Here is a 21,694-nt window from a genome sequence, read left to right as displayed (position 1 = left end):
AGGGCTGGTTTTCTCTTGAAAGTTTTAGATGTCTCTGAAGTCATTGACGCGATAGACCAATTGATTAAGGAAAAAAAGCAAGAGGAAAAAGAAATCAATGCCATAAGGGAAAGTGTACAAAAAATTGCAGAGCTTGATGATGCATTAAAAGGAGAAGGCGGAAATGCGATCAAAGAACACTTTTCGGTTCTTCATCTTCCCGTGCTGCTTTATTTTCAGCACTTTATTGATCAATACATACAGAATTTAAAAGATATTAAAGCAAAAATCAGAACCTATGAATCAACAGAGGGTTTTGTAAAAGAAGAGTTTCTGACGCATGACGTCAAAAAGGGCTTAACAGAACTGAAACGTCAAACGAATGATACGGTTGATTCGATTAATGACGAATTTGATAAAATCAGCCAGTTGATTGGGGGCGGATCTATCTCTTTGGCATCATTTAATGAGCATATTTCCGAAGCAAAAAAACATGTGAACAACACAGTGTCTGATTTAAAAGAGCTTGATCGTGATACTAATTCTATATTAAAACAATCGTCAAATTCGATCGCTCAGCTTTCCAAGCTCACTGAAAAAGTGAACACTTGGTCAAAGGGAGGCGCGATCCTATCTAAAAAAACGATTAAAGAGGTTGAAAACTACTTTTCTGAAACAGATGTCGTTAAACAAATGATTGACGAAGCCGTTGATTTAGCAGAAAAACAAGACGATCCGACAATGATGGGCAGAATCGCTGAATGGCTCGATTTAATCGGTACAGGAAACGGCGCTTTGGCTGTAACAAAAGGCGTCATAGCCGTGAATGTACTGGCGACGAAAATGCTTGAGCTTGAAAAAGACGGAAAAGGAAACTTCCGTGTGAAAGCCTCTCCGAAATGGACGCAGGGAGCTAACGGAAAATACGATTCCAAGGTGGCTCAGTTTGTTTACAATATCCTGAAAAAAGGCGATCCAAACTCAAGCAAACCAATCAAAAAATGGCTCGGCAAATTTCAAAATAAACCAAGCGGCCTTTTGAGAAAGATTGTTGGGTTGGGGCCTAACACAACAAGAATATCATATGAAAAGATTTTAGAAAGCCAAAGTTTCCTAAAGCATAAGCCAGAGGAACTGAAGAGTTATAAGACTAAGCTTGATGTGAAAGGGACTCTTGGGAAGTTTAAGGATGAAGCTAGTATTACAAAACTCGCCAAAAAAATACCTTATGCTGGAACAATATTCTCCTTGACTACAAATGGAGCTGAGTTTTTTAGTGATGATAATAAAGATAAATCTTGGTTCGAAAAATTTGGCCGATTTTCAGCAGGGATTGGAATGGATGCTGGAGTTGGAGCGTTGACCGCTAGCGGAGCTGGACTGGGTTCATTAATATGTCCAGGTCCTGGCACTCTTATTGGAGGAGCAATTGGAGCTGGTATTGGTATAACTGGATCCATAATTGCGGGAGATCAAGTAAAAGAATGGGGAGAAGATGCTGCAGGTTGGATAGAAGATAAAGGTAAGGAAGCTGGTGAATGGTTAAGTCAAAAGGCCTCTGAAACGGCAGATACAATTTCAGACGGACTCTCAGGTGCAAAGGAATTTGTCACTAGCTGGTTCAGGTAATAAGGAGGAGTATAATGTTAGACTCTAAAATTATATTAACAACAAATGAACTCGTTGCTGCATTGTTATTGTGTAGATATGAAAAAGCTGCTGAAGATATTATCAATGATCAGCAGTTGATTCAAGATGAAAAAGATATTGAGCCATTTTCAATTCAAGCCGAAAATCTTTTAAAACAGAGAGGATATTGGGCTGATGACACAGAATCTAATTTACAAAAAGGGTTAGAAAACCTGATTCACTTACTCATTCAATCAAAGCGAAAAGTTCGCTGTATCCATCGAAAAAAGGTGATGATAATACACCATATCCAAAAAGATGAACTGATTGTCCAGGAGATTGAAAACCAAAATCATTGTTTTTCGATTTTAAGAAGCAGAGAGCTGTTTTTAGAAATGCTGAAAATGTTTTATCATTCATATATAGATAAAAAACCAGAACATGAAATTTTTGAAATGGATGAAGGTTCATTTGACGAGTTTCACGAGGTTGAAGCTGCCGTTATTAAAAGAATGGCAGAAGACCCGGAAACGCATCCAACTATAAGTCAATTTTCTTTTGATTTTTTAGCAAACAACCAAGAGCTCGATAATATTTCTTTTGTAGAAAGTGACTATATTCAAAATCAAACAAGATTAGATCAAGTTGCTTTTTTATTAAGAAGTGATAATTTCATTTGGCATTTAGATTATGAAAATATTAAAAAAACTGGCTCGCTATATCTTCAACCAGTGGCAGTCGACGAATATTTCGGGAAAATAGTGGATACAATGAATGAATTTTATGATTTATAGTAGAAAGGATTTCTATTTATGTTCTCTTTTAAAAAAAGCCGATTCCTTTGGCTGAGAAGCAATTTTATTCTTTTGTTGTTAACTGCTTTATTGTTGTTGAATAAACCTTATTGGGAAAAAGACGCCAATGTTATGTTCTTTATGTTTGTTTTCACTGCCGAGCTGTTTATCATTTTACTTTCGTTGGTATATGGTTTTCAAACAAAAAAGACAGTTACGCGCCCTCCTTCAAGGGCTATAAGAAAGACCAATATCCCAATAGGTATATTTGTTTTTTCTATTTTTAGTTTATTTTTTGGATTTGCGATGTCAGGGGATATACCGTATCCGAATTCTGCGCTTATCATATATTTAACAATCAACATGGTGTTTGCATTTGTTTCTTTGTTTGTACCAACATTAATCATTAAGCTATATGAAACCAATGTATATGATGAATCAAATGGGCTAGTCACCGACTTTTTTCGATATGTAGCCATTCTGGTTTCCTCTTTAAATTATGAAGTCCAAATCGTTTTAGCCCGCCTCCCTTTTGTATTACAGCGTCTAATGGGCGTCATTTTCATCGCTGCTTTGCTGTGGGAGCTTACTATGATCGGATTAATTTTTGAAAACAATTGATATTGTAGGTGTTTCTTGCGGCTATGTCTATTACAGCCTCTTTTTCATGTCCTTTTGAAATCAGTCATGATTCGCGTATAATCACATTCATAACACCATCATTCACTGGAAATCATATGACCAAAAGGAGTTCATACATGAGCAAAGCCAGTTTTACAGACTATGCATTAAGCGGCGATATTACGAAAGCGCTCGATCATTTAGGGTATAAGCAGCCGACTGCGGTGCAAAGCGAAGTGATTCCCGCGGCGCTTAAAAAGCGGGATGTTGTGGTGAAATCGCGAACGGGGAGCGGGAAGACGGCCGCGTTCGGAATTCCGCTTTGTGAGCTGACAGAATGGGAAGAGAACAAACCACAAGCTTTGGTTTTGACACCGACGCGCGAGCTTGCCGCTCAGGTTAAGGAGGATTTGACGAACATCGGCCGCTATAAAAGAATAAAAGCAGCGGCTGTTTACGGGAAATCGTCCTTTGAACGGCAAAAAACAGAGCTCAAGCAAAAATGCCATATCGTTGTCGGGACACCTGGACGCGTATTCGATCACATTGAAAAAGGGACCTTTCCATTAGAAAAACTGAAATACCTTGTCATCGATGAGGCCGATGAAATGCTGAATATGGGATTTATCGATCAAGTAGGAGCGATCATCCGCCATTTGCCTGAAGAACGGCTGACGATGCTGTTTTCAGCAACTTTTCCGGAGGATGTGGAGCATCTATCCCTTCAATATATGAAAGATCCTTTGAAAATCGAGATTCAAGCAGGCGGTACGACAACTGCAGATATCGAGCATCAACTGATCTTTGTAAATGAAAATGATTCATTTCCGCTTTTAGTGGATCTGTTCATTGTTGAGAATCCGGACAGCTGCATCGTCTTTTGCCGCACACAGGAGCAAGTGAATGAGTTGCAGCGGCGCTTAGCCGGTTTGGGTTATCCGTGCGCGAAAATTCACGGCGGCATGCCTCAGGAGGAACGTTTTGCCGTGATGAACCGCTTTAGACGGGGAGCGTTCCGCTATTTAATCGCGACAGATGTGGCGGCAAGGGGCATCGATATTGAGAACATCACACATGTTATCAACTATGAGCTGCCATTAGATCAAGAAAGCTATGTGCATCGTACCGGCAGAACAGGCCGAGCCGGCAGCCGGGGAAAAGCGATTACGCTTGCCAGCCCGCGTGAAAAAAGGATGATCGCTGACATTGAAGACTATATCGGTTTTTCCATTCCTATTATTGAGGCGCCTTTAAAAGGAGAAATTGCACGGGCAAAAGCGGCGTTTCAAAAGAAAATCAATAGGAAGCCTGAGCTTAAACAGGACAAGAGCGAATCGTTAAATAAAGAAATTATGAGGCTCTACTTTAACGGGGGAAAAAAGAAGAAGCTGAGAGCTGTTGATTTCGTTGGGACGATTGCTAAAATTGACGGCGTCTCCGCTGAGGATATTGGGATTATCACGATACAAGAGCAAGGTTCATTCGTTGAAATTTTAAACGGCAAAGGACCGCTCGTCTTAGAAGCGATGAAAAACACAACCGTGAAAGGGAAATTGCTGAAAGTGCATAAAGCGAGGAAATAAACTTAGGCTGCCGACTTTGTCGGGAGCTTTTTTGTTCGTAATAAACCTTGGATAAGCAGCATATGATGAATTGTCAAAAAATGAAAGCGCTTCAAAAGAAAGGAGAACAAATGAATATGAGAAAGTGTTTCATCCAAGTCCTTGCATTGCTTTTCATCATGGCTGCATGTTTCGCGCCAAACCAAGCTTCTGCACAAACTCAAAAACCTGTATTTTCAGAAGTGGCGGTTCACGATCCATCCATTATTAAAGCGAATGGCACGTACTATGTCTTCGGCTCCCATTTAGCTTCGGCCAAATCGACGGACCTCATGAAATGGACGCAAATTTCCTCGAGTGTCCACGACGGCAATCCTCTGATTCCGAACGTATATGAAGAATTAAAAGAGGCCTTTGAATGGGCTGAAACTGATACGTTGTGGGCGCCTGATGTCACCCAGCTTGAGGACGGCAAGTTTTATATGTATTACAACGCCTGCCGCGGGGATTCTCCGAGATCTGCGCTCGGACTTGCTGTCGCGGACGACATTGAAGGCCCATACAAAAATAAAGGCATTTTCCTAAAGTCGGGAATGGACGGGATCAGCAATGACGGCACGCCTTATGACGCGACAAAGCACCCAAATGTCGTCGATCCGCATACATTCTTTGATCAAAAAGGAAAGCTGTGGATGGTGTACGGCTCCTATTCCGGGGGAATTTTTATTTTAGAAATGGATAAGAAAACCGGACTTCCGCTTCCGGGACAGGGGTACGGCAAAAAGCTGATCGGCGGCAATCACAGCCGGATTGAAGGCGCATACATTCTCTACAATCCTGAAACACAGTATTACTACCTGTACATGTCCTTCGGAGGGCTTGCCGCTGACGGCGGGTACAACATTCGCGTCGCCCGCTCAAAAAACCCTGATGGCCCTTATTATGACGCAGAAGGCCATGCGATGATTGACGTCCGCGGCAAAGAAGGAACGTTTTTTGACGATCGCTCAATCGAACCGTACGGTGTCAAACTGATGGGGAATTTCTCATTTAGCAATCAAAACGGCTATGTATCGCCGGGCCATAACTCTGCCTTTTACGATGAAAAAAGCGGCAAATCGTATTTATTCTTCCACACCCGCTTCCCGGGACGGGGCGAGGAGCACGAAGTCCGCGTCCACCAGCTGTTGATGAACAAACAAGGCTGGCCGGTTGCCGCCCCTCACCGCTATGCCGGAGAGAAGCTCGACAAGGTGAAAAAGTCAGATGTGATTGGCGCCTACGAATTGGTGCGTCATGGAAAAGACATATCTGCAGATATTAAAGAATCGAAAGAAATCCGCTTAAATCAAAACGGCAAAATAACCGGCGCAGCGGCCGGGACGTGGAAGAACACGGGAGACAACAAAATCGAACTCAAGCTCGACGGAAAAACATATGACGGTGTATTTTTGCGCCAGTGGGATGCAGCTTCTGAGCGGAAGGTGATGACGTTTAGTGCGTTGTCTCATGAGGGAGATGCGGTTTGGGGGAGTAAATGATGTGATTAAAAATGACCTCTGTTCTGGAGGTCATTTTTATCTTAATCCCTTTCATTTTGACGAATCATTTCCAATTCGATAACATGGAAATAAATTGTTCACGAAGTGTAATATCAAACGAAAAGGATGAGACGCAATGTGTACAAGTATCACGTTGACGACTGCGGGTCGGGAGCATTTATTGGCGAGGACGATGGATTTTGATTTTGAGCTTAACGGGGAAGTGCTGTTGCATCCGCGTCGCTACAAATGGAAAAGTGAAGCAGACGGCAGCGAGCATGCCGGCCGGTATGCGTTTATCGGGATGGGCAGAAGGCTCAATAATGCGCTGTTTGCCGATGGTGTGAATGAAAAAGGATTGTCTTGCGCGGCGCTTTATTTCCCGGATTATGCTGTGTATGAAAGCGAGACGAAAGAGCAATGCCGCAATCTTGCGCCGCACGAATTTGTGACATGGGTGCTGTCGGAATGCGGCGATTTGGAGGAAGTGAAAAAAGCGGCTGTTTCCGTAAACATTGTTGAGAGAGAGGTCAGCTTGCTCGGTACGGTGACGCCGCTTCATTGGCTATTAACGGACCGCTCCGGTGCGAGCATCGTTGTTGAACCGGCGGCCGGAGGCATTCAAATTCATGATAATCCGGTCGGCGTGCTGACGAACAGTCCGGATTTTCCTTGGCATTTGACCAATTTGCGCAATTATATCGGTCTTCAGCCGGGACAGTTTGCCGCGAAAAAGATGGGAGACCTGACGCTGTCGGCTTTTGGCCAAGGTTCCGGGCTGTCCGGATTGCCGGGAGACTTTACACCGCCATCCCGTTTTGTCAGGGCAGCAGTTTTGAAAGAGCACATGAAGCCCGTGTCCGATGAAACAGAAGGCGTTTCTGCCGCGTTTCATATTCTCTCCCATATGAATATTCCCAAAGGGATTGTCATAACTGACAATGGCGAAGACGATTACACCCAATATACGGCGGTGATGTGCAGCGAGACGTGCAGCTACTATTTTCACCATTATCAAAACAGGCAGATTCAAAAGGTTTGCATATTACAGGAAGACCTGGACAGCAACGAAATAAAGGTGTTTCCGCCAAAGCAGGAAGAGACGTTTCATTCTCTTCAATCATAAACGAAAGAAGGAACAATATTGCAAAACAAAGCAGCAAACAGACTCATTTTATTAGGCATTAGCTTACATAGCATATATTGGTTGTTTATATTATTTTTGTTTTTTCATTTCAAACATCAATTTGACGTTTATGCCGTTTGGAATCCGAATGTCACGGACGGATATATGGAGGCTGGGACTTTCGTGGCCGCGCTGAAGTTGATGATCTACTCAGGCACGTTGTTTAATTTGGCTCTCTTGTTCATTTTGAGCTTGTTGATTGTAATTTTAGTACAGTCGGTCATTTTTATTGCCCTGGAAATCACCGCTTACGTGAAAATCAAAAAAGATCCGTTTTCTCCATGGGGCTCTTTTATTTTAGCGATGGGCATTAAAAACATTTTCACAAACTTATCAGGGATTCCGTTCATGGCCGCCGGATTCATTCTTCATAAGCAGCAGGAACCGAAAGACGCAGTTGCACAGCCGGCAGCGCGAAGGAAAGCAAGGCGAAGCCCTGCATTGCTTATGAAAAAGGCGGCGAAAGCTAGAAAACATAGAAATAAAGGTATAAAGTCTTAGTTTCTAGTTTACGTGTATTCTATTTTTTATGAGACATTTGTAATGAAAGCGTTGACATGAACAAAAACAGGTGCTACAGTATAGTTACAAACTAATATCAGCAAGTTTCTTAAGGATTGTTACTGCTTTTGCAGGCAAAACCTAAGTTGCGTACAGCTTTCTGGGACATCGTCCCATTCAAGTCGGCGTAATTTAGGTTTTTTTTATACCCAAAATGAGGAGGTGATGTGAGATTCCGAGGATTCATTGCGGTTCCAAGCCAATAAAAAAGCCGGGTGAAGGCGGCCACCTTCAGTCCGGCAGATTCCCCCAAAAGAGGAGGTACTCATATGGATTATAATAAAGTATCGAAGGACATTTTACAACTCGTGGGCGGTGAAGAGAACGTACAGAGCGTGATTCACTGCATGACAAGACTGCGTTTCAACCTTTATGACAATGCGAAGGCAGACCGCGCGAAACTGGAAAGTCTTTCGGCTGTAATGGGCACCAACATCAGCGGCGACCAGTTTCAGATTATCGTTGGAAATGATGTGCCTAAGGTGTACAAAGCGATCATTGCCAACAGCGGGCTCAGCGATGAAAAAGCGGGCGAGCAGCAAGCCGGCAAAAAGAAAAACGTGCTGTCCGCCATTTTTGATGTGATATCAGGCGTATTTACGCCGATTCTCCCGGCGATTGCTGGAGCGGGTATGATCAAGGGGATCATTGCTATCGCCGTCACGTTCGGCTGGATGAGTGAAAATAGCCAGGTCCACACCATTTTATCGGCCATCGGCGACGGAGCATTTTACTTCCTGCCGATTTTGCTGGCGGTCAGCGCCGCGAGAAAATTCGGCAGCAATCCTTATGTTGCGGCGGCGATCGGAGCGGCGATTCTGCATCCCGATCTGACAGCGCTCCTCGGTTCAGGGAAAAGCATTTCTTTTGTCGGATTGCCTGTAACCGCTGCCACTTATTCGTCGACAGTCATTCCGATCCTGCTCGCGATTTGGATTGCATCTTACGTTGAGAAATGGATTGACAGAGTCACCCCGACTTCGTTGAAGATGATTTTTGTACCGACACTGACGCTGCTGATTGTGGTGCCTGTCACATTAATTACAGTCGGTCCGCTCGGTGCGATTGCAGGGAACTATCTGTCTGTCGGTGTAAACGGTCTATTTGAAAATGCCGGTTTAATCACGATGGTTCTTTTAGCCGGAACGTTTTCTTTGATCGTCATGACAGGAATGCACTATGCTTTCATTCCGGTTATGTTCAACAACATTACGCAAAACGGCTACGATTATTTGATACCTGCGATGTTCTTGGCGAATATGGGGCAGGCTGGCGCGTCATTTGCCGTCTTCCTGCGATCAAGAAATAAGAAATTCAAATCATTGTCGCTGACGACAAGCATCACGGCTTTGATGGGGATTACAGAGCCAGCGATGTACGGTGTCAACATGAGGCTGAAAAAGCCGTTTGTTTCTGCGCTTCTCGGCGCCGCTGTCGGAGGTGCATTTTACGGCATCACCGGCGTAGCAGCATATATTATTGGCGGAAACGTCGGTTTGCCGGGAATTACAACGTTTATCGGTCCGACTTTTATACAGGCCATGATCGGGATCGTCATCGCGTTCTTTGCCGCTACAGCGTTTGCTTTTGTATTGGGATTTGAAGACATTCCGTCAGATGAAGCCGATGAACCGGCGGCTGCTTCTTCTACGACTGGCGGTAGTGAAATTATTCAAAGCCCGCTGAAAGGCGAAGTCAAAGCATTGAGTGAAGTGGATGATGCGACATTTTCAGGAGAAGTCATGGGAAAAGGTGTTGCCATAGAGCCAGAAGAAGGCAAAGTGGTGTCGCCTGTATCAGGCACGATCACGACCGTTTTTCAAACGAAGCACGCCCTCGGCATCACTAGCGACAATGGGGCAGAAATTATTATTCATATCGGAATCGATACGGTGAAATTGAACGGTGAGCACTTTACCGTGCATGTCAATAAAGGAGACGCTGTAAAGCCGGGAGACCAGCTTGTCTCATTTGATATGGATGCGATTAAGGATGCGGGCTATCAGTTAATCACGCCGGTTATCATCACAAATACGGACCGGTACCAGTCGATCAAGCCTTTGAAAACAGATGAAAGCGTTGACATTGAGGAAGCGCTGATCGCGCTGGCGTAGAGAGAGGAAAGCTCGACAAATTTGGATGAGGTGAAAGGATATGACTGAACAAACGAAAAAATTCCCTGATGGTTTTTTATGGGGCGGAGCGGTTGCCGCAAACCAAGTAGAAGGCGCCTATAATGTCGGCGGAAAGGGGCTCTCGACAGCTGATGTGTCGCCGAACGGGGTCATGTATCCATTCGATGAGTCGATGGAGTCATTGAACCTGTATCACAAAGGCATCGATTTTTACCACCGCTACAAAGAAGACATCGCTCTTTTCGCCGAAATGGGATTTAAAGCGTTTCGAACATCGATTGCCTGGACGCGGATTTTTCCTAACGGTGATGAAAGTGAACCGAATGAAGAAGGACTCGAATTTTACGATCGCCTCTTTGATGAGCTATTAAAATACAATATTGAGCCAGTCGTGACGATATCCCACTATGAAATGCCGCTCGGTTTAATTAAAAAATATGGAGGCTGGAAAAACCGGAAAGTGATCGAGTGCTATGAACATTATGCGAAAACGGTTTTCACCCGCTATAAAGACAAAGTGAAATATTGGATGACGTTCAACGAAATCAACATGGTCCTGCATGCGCCATTTACAGGCGGTGGCCTTGTATTTGAAGAAGGCGAAAACCAGTTAAATGCGATGTACCAAGCGGCGCATCATCTATTTGTTGCAAGCGCCCTTGCGGTAAAAGCAGGCAAGGATATTATTCCGGACGCTAAAATCGGCTGTATGATTGCCGCAACGACGACATACCCGATGACGCCAAAACCGGAAGACGTGCTCGCCGCGATGGAAAATGAGAGAAGAACGCTGTTTTTCTCGGACGTACAGGCACGCGGAGCTTATCCGGGCTATATGAAGCGCTTCTTTAAGGAAAATGGAATTGCGATTGAGATGGCTGAAGGTGATGAAGACATTCTGAAGGAAAACACAGTCGACTATATCGGTTTCAGCTACTACATGTCAATGGTTGCGAGCACGAATCCGGAAGATTTGGCAAAAACGGGAGGCAACTTGCTCGGAGGGGTTAAAAACCCGTACCTTGAATCGTCCGAATGGGGCTGGCAGATCGACCCTAAAGGAATCCGCATTACGCTGAATACATTGTACGACCGCTATCAAAAGCCGCTTTTCATTGTTGAAAATGGGCTCGGCGCCGTCGATGTCGTCGAAGAAGACGGTTCGATACAAGATGACTACAGAATCAACTATTTGCGCGATCACTTAAAAGAAGTAAGAGAAGCGATCGCAGACGGCGTCGACTTAATCGGCTACACATCATGGGGCCCGATCGACTTGGTCAGCGCATCCACCGCCGAAATGAAAAAACGCTACGGCTATATTTATGTCGACCGTGACAATGAAGGAAACGGCACGTTTGCAAGAACGAGAAAGAAAAGCTTTTACTGGTATAAAAAAGTGATCGAAACGAATGGCGAAAGTTTGTGATATTTAAAATGGCTGTCCTTTACAGGACAGCTTTTTTCTCTGTAGCGCATGAAAACGATTTGCTATACACTTGACTTAGAAAAAAGACAAAAAGTGCGGTGAGGCAAATGTTTAAACTGCTGTTGATCGAAGACGATGAATCGCTGTTTCAGGAAATAAAAGAACGGTTAACCGGGTGGTCATACGAGGTGTACGGCATCGACGATTTCAGCGAAGTGATGCAGGAGTTTGCGGCGATTAAGCCCGATTGCGTCATTATCGATATTCAGCTGCCGAAATATGACGGGTTTCATTGGTGCCGGCAGATCCGTTCCCGTTCCAACGTTCCGATTCTCTTTTTATCTTCGCGCGACCATCCGGCTGATATGGTCATGTCCATGCAGTTTGGAGCAGATGATTATATTCAGAAACCGTTTCATTTTGACGTGCTGATTGCCAAAATCCAGGCGATTTTCCGCCGTGTTTACGACTATAATACAGAGCCTGAGATTCTGAAGAAAGCGTGGTGCGGTGCAACCGTTGATCCCGAGCAAAACCGCGTCAGCAATAAGGCGGGGTCGATCGAGTTGACGAGGAATGAAATGTTCATTTTAAAACAATTGATCGACCAAAAAAACAAAATTGTCAGCAGGGAAGAATTGATGAGAAGCTTATGGAACGATGAGCGTTTTGTCAGCGATAACACGCTGACGGTCAACGTAAACCGTTTGAGAAAAAAACTGGATACCTTGAACTTGGGGCAATATATTGAGACAAAGGTCGGCCAGGGCTATATGGCGAAAGAAGAAGGATGATGAGAATGCTGAAAGCGTTTTTGACCGAGAGGCGAAGCTGGATCGCCATATTTGTCTTGCAGCAGATCGTCTTTCTGTTTATCGCTTATGTCGATTCATCCATTCCTTTTGCATCGATTTTATATATGACCTATTTGTCTTCATTTATTTTTATCGTTTTTGTACTCGTCCGCTTTCGGAGGGAAACGAAGTTTTATAAAAGCCTGGAAGAATGGGATCACAATCTCGATGTGACAAACATTCGAGAGGCGGAAACGCCTTTCGAAACGATGATTGAAAAAAGCATAGCCGAACAAACGAAACAGTTAAAGCAAGAGGCGGCGCAGCATCGCCTGGCATTGGAGAATGAAAAAGATGAGCTCATGGCCTGGATACACGAAGTCAAAACGCCGCTTACCGCCATGCATTTGATCATGGAGACGATTGACGATCAATCATTAAAATCGAGACTCGACTATGAATGGCTGCGTGTTCACCTGCTGCTCGATCGCCAGCTTCATCAAAAGCGGATGTCGTTTATCGAAAATGACTTGTCTCTTGAAACTCTAGAGCTCAAACCTTTAATCTTTAAAGAACTAAAAGATTTGCAATCATGGTGCATTCCAAAAGGGATCGGGTTTGATATACAGCTTGAGGCCGGGGAAGTGCTCAGCGATGCGAAATGGCTGTCTTTTATCATGAGGCAGCTGCTGACAAACGCAGTGAAATACAGCGAAGCATCCGATATTTTGATTAAAAGCTATGAACAAGATGGCCAGGTGCATCTCGCAGTTCAAGATTTTGGACGGGGCATCGATCCAAAAGATATACCGCGTGTGTTTGACAAAGGTTTCACATCAACAACGGAGCATCATGATCAGGCCGCCACGGGAATGGGGCTGTATTTGGCGAAAAAAGCGGCAAAGCCGCTCCTGATTCATATCGAGGTTGATTCTAAACCAGGAGCGGGGACAACCTTTACGCTGATTTTTCCGAAGCGGAACGAATTTTCCCGTGTGCTTGGCGTGTGACAAAAGTGTCACACGCTTTTCTTTTTTGTTCGCTGAATCGAAGGAAAACGGCTGTCCTCCTTTCTATAATAAAAATATCCAGTCAAAAGGAGATTTAAAAAATGATGATTTTAGAAGCGAAAAAAATACGAAAAAGCTATGGAAATAAGCACAATAAACACGAAGTGTTAAAGGGAATCGACATTCAGATCCAAAAGGGTGAATTTGTCAGTATTATGGGCCCGTCAGGTTCAGGCAAAACAACATTGCTCAATGTTCTGTCCTCTATTGACCAGGTGAGCGGCGGAACGATTAACATCAACCAAGCTGAGATGACGAATCTGAAGGAAAAACAGCTTGCTGAATTCAGGAAGCAGCATTTAGGATTTATCTTTCAAGAATACAATTTGCTCGATACGCTGACAGTGAAAGAAAATATCCTTCTGCCGCTGTCGATTACGAAAATATCAAAAAAAGAAGCCGATCAAAAATTTGAGGAAGTCGCGAAAGAATTAGGCATCTTTGAGCTGAAGAATAAATATCCGAATGAAATTTCCGGCGGGCAAAAACAGCGCACATCAGCAGCCAGGGCGTTTATTCATGAACCGAGCATTATTTTCGCTGACGAACCGACCGGTGCGCTTGATTCGAAATCCGCATCAGACTTGTTAAACAAGCTGAGCCAGTTAAATCAAAAGCGCCGGGCCACAATCATTATGGTCACCCATGATCCCGTCGCCGCGAGCTTCTGCAGCAGAGTGGTTTTCATTAAAGACGGACAAATTTATACGCAGCTGAATAAAGGCGGACAAGACAGGCAGATGTTCTTTCAGGATATCATGAAAACGCAAGGCGTGTTAGGCGGGGTTCAGCATGAGTATTAATCAGCTGATCTTCCGCAACCTGAAAAAGAATATACGGAACTATTACCTTTATGTGTTTGCGTTAATCTTCAGCGTGGCGCTTTATTTTGCGTTTGTTACGCTGCAATATGATCCGGCGATCGATGAAGTGAAGGCATCGATAAAAGGCGCAGCGGCTTTGAAAGCAGCTTCCATTCTTCTAGTGGCAGTAGTAGCAGTTTTTATTTTGTATGCCAATACGATTTTTATTAAGCGGCGCAGCAAAGAAATCGGTTTATTCCAGCTAATCGGCATGAGGAAGCAAAAAATCTTCCGCATTTTAAGTTTGGAAAATGTCATGCTGTATTTCGGCTCTTTGGTCATAGGGGTGTTTGCCGGGTTTTCGATCTCAAAGCTCGTGCTTATGACTTTATTTAAAATAGTAGATGTTCAAGCTGAAACCGAATTGAATTTTTCCGGAGAAGCGCTTGTGCAAACTGTCATTGTATTCTGCGGAATCTACCTGCTGGTGATGGTGATGAATTATACGTTTATCAAAAAGCAAAGCATTTTATCATTATTTAAAGCGACATCAGCTACGGAAGATAAGGTAAAGAGAATATCCGTTTTTCAAATGATCATTGGTTTATTGGGCATCTTGTTTATTTTGTCGGGATATTACATTTCCACTGAGTTGTTCAGCGGAAAATTCAAGACCATAGATGAGCTGTTTTATGCGATGAGCTTTATTCTCGGTACCGTTATCATCGGAACGTACTTCTTTTATAAAGGATCGGTCAGCTTTGTCTCCAATATCATCCGCAAAAGCAAAGGAGGCTACTTAAATATTTATGAAGTGCTGTCCCTTTCATCGATCATGTTCCGGCTGAAATCAAACGCTCTATTATTAACGATCATCACCACTGTTACGGCACTGGCGATCGGTTTGTTATCCTTGTGCTATATTTCGTACTACTCTGCAGAGAAAGCCGCCGAACAAAATGTGGCGGCTGATTTCGCTATGACAAATCAAAAGGATGCAAAACGGTTCGAACAACTATTGGATGAAAACAACATTTCATACAGCAAAAAAGAAATTCATGTCATTCAGGCGACTTTCAATCTGGAACAAGTTGTCGAAGGGGATCCTGAAAATATGGCTGGTGACCCGGGGAAATTACCCCTCGCCGTAGTCAGCGATGCAGAGATTGACGGGATTGACGTGCACAAAGGAGACGTCATTTTCTCAGGATATAACGACCTTCTCCAGAAACTTATGGCTTTAAAAGAGACGGGGGCCATTAAGGTAAAGAGCGAGCATGAGACGATTCCATTAAACTATTTAGGGCTGAGAAAAGAGTCCCTCTTATCCTTCAACTTTACCAGCGGCGGATTGCCTGTAGCCGTTGTGGATGATGCGCTGTTTAAACGTCTGAGCCAAGACAAAGATCCAAAATTACAGCAGAAGTCGAGTCTTTTTTACGGGATCAATTTAAAAGATGAAGATCAGATTCAGCAGGCAAATGAATTGTTTGCAACAGTGAATCAAAACGATCAGCATTTATCGCTCCTCGATGCAAGCACAGCTCAAAAATCGCTTTTCGGACTTGCCATGTTTATCGTAGGATTTCTAGGACTTACGTTTCTGATCACATCAGGATGCATCCTTTACTTTAAACAAATGGACGAAAGCGAAGATGAGAAACCGAATTACACGATCTTGAGAAAACTTGGTTTCACGCGCGGGGATCTTCTGAAGGGGATACGAATCAAGCAAATGTATAATTTCGGAATTCCATTGGTTATCGGCCTGTCTCACAGTTACTTTGCTGTCCAATCCGGCTGGTTCTTATTCGGAGCAGAGGTGCGGACGCCAATGATCATCGTGATGGTGCTGTACACCGTTCTGTATTCTATTTTCGGTTTGCTGTCCGTTCTTTACGGTAAGAAAGTGATCAAGTCGGCGCTGTAGCTGAGCCGTGTGGAATCTCGGCCGCAGCATCAGAGACGAATGAAAGGGTTGTTCCCGAGTGGGGGCAGCCTTTTTTGCTTCGCTCAATGAATATAAAAAAATGTAATTTTTATTGGATTTTAATCCCTTAAATATTTTAGGAATATTGTAACAGTTCTATGCATCGGTTAAAATATAGATAATAATGAAGCTAAACGATGGAAAAAGTGATCTATGCTGAAAAAGAGATACCGTTGATTATGAGTTTGTGATTCAACCATTTTGATACAAAAGAGCGATTGTTTGACGATACCTTGGTTAATTCCACAGCTTGCGGTTGTCCAGGTACAGAAACATTTAAAATAGTACTGGACAGGCGGCTGTATACATACGGAAGAAACGCTATGAATACTTGCTGTCAGTTGCAATAGAGAAGAAAGAGTTGAAAGGAGCTTTCTATTGGGCATTTGGGAAGAAGAACATAAAAACAAGAACATTATGATCGGTGATGACGGATTGGATATCCTTCACGATGCGGTAGAGAAATTCTATAAAATGTCCAAGGAGCATTTGGATAGGGAACCGGCTTTAGACGAATTTTTCGTAACATTGCTTCATGTATTGAACACAAATGGAGATTCATTTTTTCCTGAGCTAAACGAAAGACAAATTACAGATATAAAAGCTTCAACAAAAAAAGCTAAGTCCCTGTCAAAAATTGTGCCCGGCGCTATTATTGAGATTCCCTTAGAGGAGATAAATAAATACAGCTATGCATGGGTTTTGGAAGGAAACTTGGCAAAACGTAAAGATGATGATGTGCTAATTCAGTATTATGACATTTTTGTAGATCAAAAGCTGAGTAAAGCTATGATACGTGATTTACTAAAAGAAGAAAATAAGCTATTTGTAGCAAATACAAGTTACACTGGTTTTTTGCAGGATGATTGGAAGGTTGTTTCTAAAGCAACTCAAGATTTGTTGAAACAATATGATGAATCCAAATTAAGATTTATTACTTATGAGGAAGGAAAATATTTTATTAGTGAAGGAAAAGAAGGCTCTTTAGGTGGAGATGATGTATTAACAGAAGTAGATCAGAAAACAGGTAAGGCCATTTATAACCCCATAGGAATATTCGGCCATTTATGTATAGAGACGATTCTAATGAAGTATTCTAACGGCATTTCAATGGAAGATATCATTAAGTATGAAACATAAATAAATATCCAGTGTGTGGCCTGATATATTAACTAGGAGTAGCCATGGTAGCTGTTAAACGATCATAAAACACCATGAGCTTTCGGAAATTGGATTAGTGGTAAGGCGTTTTAGACGAATAGCAATTTAATTACACAAAAAACCAAAAAGTGTTAGCAAAAGGCAAAACGGGGGTGATGATCGTGCTCAAAAATAAAGAAGCGATTCTTGCATTGCTTGATGATTCATTCAAAAAGGGAGAGTTTCCGTTGCTTGATAACGGAAATTTCGATTTCGTAAAAGGCAAACTTTCGGTATTTGTTGAAGGGGATAACTGGCTCTTGACGTTTCAGTTGTTCGGATTGTCAAAATTGGGACCGGCTATTGATTTTCATGCGATGGGCAATCAAGTAATTAATCATGAAGCAAGCTTTTTAGTTGATGAGCCGTTTGCGTTTTTGGACGAAAAAGGAAACAAATTAGAGTTGGAGGATGTGGAAACCGGCTTTGCAAAAAATCCGTTTAGCATTGTCCTTAGAGAGAAAGTATTTCATTTTTTTATTGAGCAAAAAGTGCAAGCAAATATTAATGTGGAGAATGAATGGATTACCTGTTTGAGGCAGATGAGTAAAAACCGTTTATTTCTCGACACTCTCTGGCTGACAAAACATGAACAACTCCAAACTGCTGATCTCCCGTTAATGTATGACCAATTGTATTCAACAGAAACGTGGATACATCCAGAAACAGAAAAGGATTTGCCAAGTCTTTCTCCTTTCTTTGAATCAATTGCCGAAGCAATATGCCGCAAAAAAGCAACATATCTATCAGACTATGCCAATGGAAATACAGAGTGGCCAATGTGGGCATCCACAGATTCTGTCGATTATTTTTAAAAAGTATTTAAGGGAGAAATCCATTGATTAAAAGCAGAGAAATTCTTAGTTTATTAGACGGTGAATTTAGTGAATTAAACAGACCGATTTTTGAATGGCGCGAATGTAACTATATCGGCAGTAAATGTACGTTAATGCGATTAAATAAAGATGATTGGTTACTTTCAATACAGTGCTTTCAAATAGATGATAAAGGGCCTTTTCTGTCTATTCATGCATACAGCAACAGTTTTTCAGACAACTACAGCTTAATCATTATGGACGACTTCTCTTTAACGACCAAAGCAGGTGAGCTGGTAACATATCATGAAAGTAATCTGGATCAATTAAGCGAAGTAGCCAAAATTGAAATTGTGGAGACTCTTTACTGTATAAAAGCTAACCAGAGAAACAGATACCAAAAACAGACAAAAGAAGGAGCGTGGAAAACATACTTTAGAAACTTGTTTGAAGATCCATCTTTCAGAGAGGCTCTTTGGATAAAACCCGAAAATCTTCTGAATGAATTAGGACTACAATGCGATTATGAAGAAGTGTATGAAACAGAGAATTGGGAGTATCCCGATTATTTAACTAGCCCAAGTGAATTAGTTTCATTTCAATCATTTGCAGAATATCTTGAAACTGGACAAGGTCCGGTTTGTGCAGGGGTCCCAAATAATGATTGGAAACAGTGGGAAGATTACGATATCGACTAAGGCATGTTTAGAAAGCCTATGGGGAGAATCACATTCGATAACAAAAGAGGTGTTAGATGTGGAAAAACCTGAATTATCGGACTGTATCTGCAAAATGAAACAGGTGTTAAAAGGAGATTTGGCGAGAGAGGAACTTTCGGATTGGGCAGGGGGTTATGTATACGCTGACGATCCGGAAGTAGAAGATGAGAGGGTATGGAATTTGTTGATTTTACTAAGCGGATTCGATTTAAAGGATTCACCTGAAACATATTTGCATGATAAAGAGGAACTAAAGGATTGGATAGAAGAATACTGGAACGGCCCCATTGATGAGGTGAGAAAGTGCACCAACGAACGTTTCGATTAGGAAAAATAGATATCTACTTTCCTGACTCTGTCATCAAAAAATATTGGTTTTATGCAGATGTGGCAGCATTATTGAATCAAGAAACGACAGAGCAGGCTGTCTCTCTCATTAGAAAAGAATTAAAGCAAAGAGGATTCGGTAGGATAGCCTTTGATTCAGAAGCCGATGGAACCTCAGTTTCCTATCGGGATGGCCAAAAAGTGTTTGAAGTGGCCGCGGTTATAAATGAACTGCATAACCCTTCCTTTATGGTTTCTCAAGAACTGCGCGACAGTTTTAAAGAAGAGATTGCGAACTATAAGATTCCTAAAGGACAAAATTATAAAATTGGGGATAAAATCATTGTGCCTGACAGCCATAACACTTACTTTCATATCATGCAGATGATAGATGAGTATGAAGGCAGTGCGGTCTGCATTCTGTTCAATAAGGTTTACAAGGGAATGGACGAGGCGGCTTCAGCAGAAATAGGGAAAGACTTATTAAAAGAACATGTCTTCGCGGCAGTGTGTTTACAAGAAAGCTATATTATCGATTATACCTTTAAGGTTATCAGCTCAAATCATGAGCCGCTCGCTCGTGTATTGTATACAAATCGAAGAAACCGTTTATTAGACGAAACCTTTCCGGATATATCCATTCAAGAATTGTTTGAGTTAGAACGGAATGCTGCAAATAGTGACTTTATGAAGGAAAGCAGACAAAAGCTATCATATCTGACCTGGAGTAACTAGAAGGAGTGCGGTCCGTGTGTAAATTAAATACCGAGTCTTTGACGAGTATAGGAAATCTGGATGTGATCAACCTTCTGCATTACCATTCACTGTACTCATCCGATCTTCTGTCAAACAATGACCTCATTACATTTTTTGAACATCTCGATTTTAACCAGATTCTTATCGAAATTATGGGAACGCCCGATTTCATAGATGAAATGAACCCATTCATTGAAGATAAACAATTTGCTGTAAATGCCCTATCGAAAAGGCTCATCCACGTTGAGTGCATGTTGACTAAAGAAGAACTGCTAGAAAGACACAAGCTGACAGAATACCTCTCTTTTCTTGCTTCAATCAATGATTTTGTTGTTTTAGTAGCAGACCCGGTTAACAATAAAAAATATTTTAATAGCGTGACTCAAAAGGTTGATGTACATATTGAATCAAAGGAGAAGGTCATCTGGTTTGAATTTGATGCGACTGATGTCTATGTCGTGGAATAATGCATCATTAAAGGGGCGTTTTTCTTCGGCGAAACATATTTTTTGCTCTCTTCCGGAATGTCGTATTCTAAGTCGAAGCTAAAGGTATATAAATGTGATTGTAAAAGGTGATGAGCAATATGTAGGCAATAATTGAGATCCACTTTTCTTTTGATAAAACAGAATTTTTACGATCTGCGGGTGAAGGACAATGAAGAAAAGATACAGATATTATCGGCTTGATGCTGATACTGTAAATCAACTGAAGGATATGGACAAGCGCTTGTCAGGACCGCTTCCGGCAGATTTGGATGCGTTTGAACAAGACGGGCACGGCTTGTCAGGGGATTTTTACGAGTATTTTGCGCTCGTCGCCGGCAGTTTAGGTTACGTTTTGGCGGATAAAAAAATGCCTAAGGTGCAACGCCAATCACTAGAAAAAACGTTTTTTGAAGTTTATCCAAAGAACAAAATCGAAAATTACCCTGAGACTTTTCATGTGGTTGCCATGCATGAAAATGTCAGGAGATTGTTGTGTTCGATTGTAAACCGCAGGAAGACTTGACCATACCCATACAGAGGTGACTATAGTGGAGTTGTCTAAACACGAAAAGCTTAATCTAGAAATACCCGAGTTTTCACCGGTTCATATTAAAGAAATTATCCGGTTTCAATACTACAAAGAATTTCATGAAGGAAAAGACATCAGCTCGATCGACATGACGGTTCTCTATGAAGATGAGAATGACAGCTATCATATTGATTTGACATTTAAGGAGGTTTCTTCTGTTCGGTTAACCGATTTTGAAGGCCGGCATGGCGGTTTCAAAATCGATCAATTAAACGCCGGCTGGGAGAATATCAATTATGTTGTTGAAGATTATGAAGACGGGACATTCCAATTTTATTGCCATACATATGATGTTTCACGCATTGAACGAATCGTGCTAAGGCTGAACAAAAAAGAAGTCGAGGCTTTATTAAAGGCTTCGAAAGAGAAGCGGTACGAGTATTTTATTAAAAGAATCGCCGACTTTGAAGAGGTCTGGTCATTATATGGCGACGGATGGGTGATGACGGAGGATGATCAAGGCGGCAAATTGATTCCGTTCTGGCCGGCAAAGGACTACGCCGAATTGTGCGCAGAACAGGAATGGAGGGAATGCACAGCCAGGCCGATCGATCTCGAAGAATTCGTGAATGAGTGGCTGCCGGGCATGAAAGAAGACGGGATTCAGCCGTCCATCTTTTTCAATTCAAAAGACGCGATTACATTGCCGGTCGATATTTTTTTGGAAGACATTTTGGCCGAATTGGAGAATTATTAAGAGTTAAAC

At 42.3% G+C, this 21,694-nt stretch carries 21 protein-coding genes; all 21 read left to right on the top strand.

All coding sequences use genetic code 11. The features are described from left to right. Nucleotides 1-15: 15 nt before the first annotated feature. The 21 genes from MKZ04_RS16290 (at nucleotide 16) to MKZ04_RS16190 (ending at nucleotide 21,685) form a co-directional block, all read left to right on the top strand. Nucleotides 16-1,608, top strand: a complete 1,593-nt coding sequence (locus MKZ04_RS16290; protein WP_023856888.1) for a ribonuclease YeeF family protein — start codon at nucleotides 16-18, stop codon at nucleotides 1,606-1,608. A gap of 14 nt (nucleotides 1,609-1,622) precedes the next feature. After that, a complete protein-coding gene (locus MKZ04_RS16285; RefSeq protein ID WP_006639697.1) occupies nucleotides 1,623-2,402 on the top strand; it encodes a hypothetical protein in 780 nt (259 codons plus the stop codon). 18 nt (nucleotides 2,403-2,420) lie between these two features. Beyond that, the gene (locus tag MKZ04_RS16280) at nucleotides 2,421-3,023 is read left to right on the top strand and encodes a hypothetical protein (RefSeq protein WP_023856889.1); all 603 of its coding nucleotides are present in this window, start codon (nucleotides 2,421-2,423) and stop codon (nucleotides 3,021-3,023) included. A 137-nt stretch (nucleotides 3,024-3,160) separates the two neighbouring features. Continuing rightward, on the top strand, nucleotides 3,161-4,606 hold the full coding sequence (locus MKZ04_RS16275) for a DEAD/DEAH box helicase (protein WP_341046349.1): 1,446 nt from the start codon (nucleotides 3,161-3,163) through the stop codon (nucleotides 4,604-4,606). Between the two features lie 110 nt (nucleotides 4,607-4,716). Continuing rightward, on the top strand, nucleotides 4,717-6,126 hold the full coding sequence (locus tag MKZ04_RS16270) for a glycoside hydrolase family 43 protein (RefSeq protein ID WP_445662249.1): 1,410 nt from the start codon (nucleotides 4,717-4,719) through the stop codon (nucleotides 6,124-6,126). Between the two features lie 136 nt (nucleotides 6,127-6,262). Next, nucleotides 6,263-7,252, top strand: a complete 990-nt coding sequence (locus tag MKZ04_RS16265) for a choloylglycine hydrolase family protein (RefSeq protein ID WP_149169706.1) — start codon at nucleotides 6,263-6,265, stop codon at nucleotides 7,250-7,252. 81 nt (nucleotides 7,253-7,333) lie between these two features. After that, the gene (locus MKZ04_RS16260; protein WP_229129191.1) at nucleotides 7,334-7,813 is read left to right on the top strand and encodes a hypothetical protein; all 480 of its coding nucleotides are present in this window, start codon (nucleotides 7,334-7,336) and stop codon (nucleotides 7,811-7,813) included. Nucleotides 7,814-8,142: 329 nt separating this feature from the next. Next, nucleotides 8,143-9,987: a beta-glucoside-specific PTS transporter subunit IIABC gene (locus MKZ04_RS16255; RefSeq protein WP_341046346.1), complete on the top strand. Its 1,845-nt coding sequence runs from the start codon at nucleotides 8,143-8,145 to the stop codon at nucleotides 9,985-9,987. A 40-nt stretch (nucleotides 9,988-10,027) separates the two neighbouring features. Further along, complete coding sequence (locus MKZ04_RS16250; protein WP_095291262.1) at nucleotides 10,028-11,437, top strand: glycoside hydrolase family 1 protein; 1,410 nt, start codon at nucleotides 10,028-10,030, stop codon at nucleotides 11,435-11,437. Between the two features lie 107 nt (nucleotides 11,438-11,544). Next, nucleotides 11,545-12,231, top strand: coding sequence for a response regulator transcription factor (locus MKZ04_RS16245; protein WP_020453510.1), 687 nt, complete (start codon nucleotides 11,545-11,547; stop codon nucleotides 12,229-12,231). Nucleotides 12,232-12,236: 5 nt separating this feature from the next. Then, nucleotides 12,237-13,241 (top strand): sensor histidine kinase, encoded by a 1,005-nt coding sequence (locus tag MKZ04_RS16240; protein ID WP_341046344.1) that lies wholly within the window; start codon nucleotides 12,237-12,239, stop codon nucleotides 13,239-13,241. Between the two features lie 101 nt (nucleotides 13,242-13,342). Next, entirely contained in the window at nucleotides 13,343-14,104 is a 762-nt protein-coding gene (locus MKZ04_RS16235; protein ID WP_023856897.1) for an ABC transporter ATP-binding protein, read from the top strand. After that, nucleotides 14,094-16,034: an ABC transporter permease gene (locus MKZ04_RS16230; RefSeq protein WP_341046342.1), complete on the top strand. Its 1,941-nt coding sequence runs from the start codon at nucleotides 14,094-14,096 to the stop codon at nucleotides 16,032-16,034. Before MKZ04_RS16235 ends, MKZ04_RS16230 begins: the two co-directional genes overlap by 11 nt. A 438-nt stretch (nucleotides 16,035-16,472) precedes the next feature. Next, nucleotides 16,473-17,234 (top strand): hypothetical protein, encoded by a 762-nt coding sequence (locus MKZ04_RS16225; RefSeq protein ID WP_026580359.1) that lies wholly within the window; start codon nucleotides 16,473-16,475, stop codon nucleotides 17,232-17,234. A 182-nt stretch (nucleotides 17,235-17,416) separates the two neighbouring features. Continuing rightward, nucleotides 17,417-18,109, top strand: a complete 693-nt coding sequence (locus MKZ04_RS16220; protein ID WP_096748407.1) for a DUF7003 family protein — start codon at nucleotides 17,417-17,419, stop codon at nucleotides 18,107-18,109. Nucleotides 18,110-18,132: 23 nt separating this feature from the next. Beyond that, nucleotides 18,133-18,807 (top strand): DUF7003 family protein, encoded by a 675-nt coding sequence (locus MKZ04_RS16215; protein WP_051967027.1) that lies wholly within the window; start codon nucleotides 18,133-18,135, stop codon nucleotides 18,805-18,807. Next, nucleotides 18,770-19,156 (top strand): hypothetical protein, encoded by a 387-nt coding sequence (locus MKZ04_RS16210; RefSeq protein ID WP_306738993.1) that lies wholly within the window; start codon nucleotides 18,770-18,772, stop codon nucleotides 19,154-19,156. Before MKZ04_RS16215 ends, MKZ04_RS16210 begins: the two co-directional genes overlap by 38 nt. Next, nucleotides 19,132-19,890 (top strand): hypothetical protein, encoded by a 759-nt coding sequence (locus MKZ04_RS16205; RefSeq protein ID WP_101561294.1) that lies wholly within the window; start codon nucleotides 19,132-19,134, stop codon nucleotides 19,888-19,890. The genes MKZ04_RS16210 and MKZ04_RS16205 overlap by 25 nt, the downstream gene beginning before the upstream one ends. Before the next feature lie 14 nt (nucleotides 19,891-19,904). Further along, nucleotides 19,905-20,378 carry a hypothetical protein gene (locus MKZ04_RS16200; protein ID WP_230368297.1) on the top strand — a complete coding sequence of 158 codons (474 nt, stop codon included), beginning with the start codon at nucleotides 19,905-19,907 and terminating at the stop codon, nucleotides 20,376-20,378. 190 nt (nucleotides 20,379-20,568) lie between these two features. After that, entirely contained in the window at nucleotides 20,569-20,922 is a 354-nt protein-coding gene (locus tag MKZ04_RS16195; protein WP_026580354.1) for a YxiJ family protein, read from the top strand. Between the two features lie 25 nt (nucleotides 20,923-20,947). Continuing rightward, a complete protein-coding gene (locus MKZ04_RS16190) occupies nucleotides 20,948-21,685 on the top strand; it encodes a DUF2750 domain-containing protein (protein ID WP_341046337.1) in 738 nt (245 codons plus the stop codon). Nucleotides 21,686-21,694 lie beyond the last annotated feature (9 nt).

The sequence above is a fragment of the Bacillus sp. FSL W7-1354 genome (genome assembly GCF_038002405.1).
In the GTDB taxonomy this organism is placed as follows: Bacteria; Bacillota; Bacilli; order Bacillales; family Bacillaceae; genus Bacillus; species Bacillus paralicheniformis.
Note: the sequence above shows the minus strand (reverse complement) of the source record. Positions and strands in the feature narration are given on the sequence as shown.

Excerpts from the sequence above, each read along its gene's own strand:
- MKZ04_RS16230 (WP_341046342.1), top strand. The coding sequence starts at position 14,094 with ATGAGTATTAATCAGCTGATCTTCCGCAACCTGAAAAAGAATATACGG.
- MKZ04_RS16210 (WP_306738993.1), top strand. The coding sequence starts at position 18,770 with ATGATTGGAAACAGTGGGAAGATTACGATATCGACTAAGGCATGTTTA.
- MKZ04_RS16250 (WP_095291262.1), top strand. The coding sequence starts at position 10,028 with ATGACTGAACAAACGAAAAAATTCCCTGATGGTTTTTTATGGGGCGGA.
- MKZ04_RS16270 (WP_445662249.1), top strand. The coding sequence starts at position 4,717 with ATGAATATGAGAAAGTGTTTCATCCAAGTCCTTGCATTGCTTTTCATC.
- MKZ04_RS16275 (WP_341046349.1), top strand. The coding sequence starts at position 3,161 with ATGAGCAAAGCCAGTTTTACAGACTATGCATTAAGCGGCGATATTACG.
- MKZ04_RS16265 (WP_149169706.1), top strand. The coding sequence starts at position 6,263 with ATGTGTACAAGTATCACGTTGACGACTGCGGGTCGGGAGCATTTATTG.
- MKZ04_RS16195 (WP_026580354.1), top strand. The coding sequence starts at position 20,569 with ATGAAGAAAAGATACAGATATTATCGGCTTGATGCTGATACTGTAAAT.
- MKZ04_RS16255 (WP_341046346.1), top strand. The coding sequence starts at position 8,143 with ATGGATTATAATAAAGTATCGAAGGACATTTTACAACTCGTGGGCGGT.
- MKZ04_RS16280 (WP_023856889.1), top strand. The coding sequence starts at position 2,421 with ATGTTCTCTTTTAAAAAAAGCCGATTCCTTTGGCTGAGAAGCAATTTT.
- MKZ04_RS16235 (WP_023856897.1), top strand. The coding sequence starts at position 13,343 with ATGATGATTTTAGAAGCGAAAAAAATACGAAAAAGCTATGGAAATAAG.
- MKZ04_RS16240 (WP_341046344.1), top strand. The coding sequence starts at position 12,237 with ATGCTGAAAGCGTTTTTGACCGAGAGGCGAAGCTGGATCGCCATATTT.
- MKZ04_RS16245 (WP_020453510.1), top strand. The coding sequence starts at position 11,545 with ATGTTTAAACTGCTGTTGATCGAAGACGATGAATCGCTGTTTCAGGAA.
- MKZ04_RS16285 (WP_006639697.1), top strand. The coding sequence starts at position 1,623 with ATGTTAGACTCTAAAATTATATTAACAACAAATGAACTCGTTGCTGCA.